1 pseudogene is annotated in these 1626 nt (G+C 72.9%); it reads right to left on the reverse strand.

The window, feature by feature from the left end:
- Positions 1–124: 124 nt before the first annotated feature.
- A pseudogene (locus IH13_RS0126765) lies at positions 125–1600 on the reverse strand (lantibiotic dehydratase); the annotation flags it as partial.
- Between the last annotated feature and the right edge of the window lie 26 nt (positions 1601–1626).

The raw sequence follows: 1626 nt of genomic DNA on the forward strand, positions 1-1626 counted from the left end.
AGATGTGTATAAGAGACGCAGTTGACCAGCATCGGCTGGGGGCTGGCGGCGTAGAAGATGTGCAGGGCGATCCACTCCCCCGGTTCCGCGGGGGCGGCCTCGGGGCGGGCGGGGCTGGGCGAGATCAGTTCCGGCATGTCGGGCCGTCCTCGGTACGGGGTCGGGAGGTGAAGGTCTCCACGGCCAGTTCGGCCACGTGGTGGCCCTGGTCGGAGGTGAGGTGCAGCCCGTCCTCGGCCGGGAGCATCTCGCGCAGGACCACGGCGGTACCCGGTTCGCGGTCCACCAGGGCGTCGAAGGCGGTCAGGGACAGGGGGCTGTCGAAGTCGACGTACAGGGGCTTGGCGCCGAGCGCCCGGCGGCCGTCGCGGAGCACGGTGGCGAAGACCTGGTCGGGCAGCCCGTGGGCGCGGCGCAGGCGCTGCCACTCCAGGTACCACCGGGCCTCGTCGGTCCCGGGGCCGCGGACCGGGAGGGCGGTCGCGGGCGCCGTCCAGCTGCGCCGGCTGATCACGACGTCGCCGTGCACCACGCGGGGCCGGCGGGTGACGCCGTCCACCGGTTCGCCCTCGGGGACGCCGCCCCACACGTCGGTGGGGGTCATGGTGCTCGGGGAGAGGAGCAGCAGGGTGCGGGGGATCTCCGGCAGGGCCACCGGGACGAGGTAGCCGAGGTAGACCGGGACGACCTCGCGGTCCAGCCTGGCCGAGCGCAGGACGAGGCGGTCGGACGCCTCGTCGTGCTCCAGGTACAGGTCGTCCAGGTCGAGGCGGTCGGCCTCCGGGACGGTGGCCCTCTCGCCGGGGCAGACGATCTGGTGGTCGGTCAGCCGGCCGTGGAGGTTGAGGTTGCTGGTGATCTGGCCGCCGGTCAGTTCGGCGAACACCGTTCCGTCCGGCTGCCGGGCCCGCAGTTCGTCCCGCAGCAGCGCGGAGAGCCCGGGCTCCCCCGTGCCCGGTCCGTCGTAGACGTGGGTGAAGCGGCTGAAGGGGAAGGCGAGTCCGCCGTAGGAGCGGTTCAGGACGACCAGCGGCCGGTCCGGGCGGTCCGGACCGGGGCGTGAGACCTGGATGTGGTGGCTCTGCGGGGTGAAGCCGGCTGCCAGGGGGGCGAGTTCGGAGGCGACGGAGGAGAGGAGTCCGTCCGGCAGCCGGATCTCGCCGGCCGTGCCGCGGGCCTCCCACAGCTGTCTCATCCCGGCCGCGAAGCGGCGGCGCGCGTCGTCCAGGGTCCGGAGCGCGCTCTGGCCGAGCCAGTTCTCCTCGGGTACGTACCGGCCGTCCTCGTCGAAGGCGGTGCGTTGGGCGGTGAAGGAGAGGTACTGGTCGAAGAAGTCCTCGTGGAAGTCGTGCACGAGGCCGAGCAGGTCGTCGCAGCGTCCGCCGCGGCCGTAGCGGGCCAGGAAGAAGCCGTGCAGGGTGATGCGCTGGGGCAGGGTGACGTCGAAGAGCGGCAGGATCCCTTCTACCGCGCGCAGGGCGCGCCCCGTCGCCCCCGCGAGCGGGCCGTCCGGGCAGACCAGGTCGTCGCCGGCGCTGACGTCCTCGTACAGCAGGGTCTGCGGGAGGGCGGGCTCCTCGGCGCCCAGGTCCCGTTGCACGTCGAGGAGTTGCTCTTATACACATC

The organism is Streptomyces sp. NRRL WC-3549 (genome assembly GCF_000721935.1).
Classification (GTDB): Bacteria; Actinomycetota; Actinomycetes; order Streptomycetales; family Streptomycetaceae; genus Streptomyces.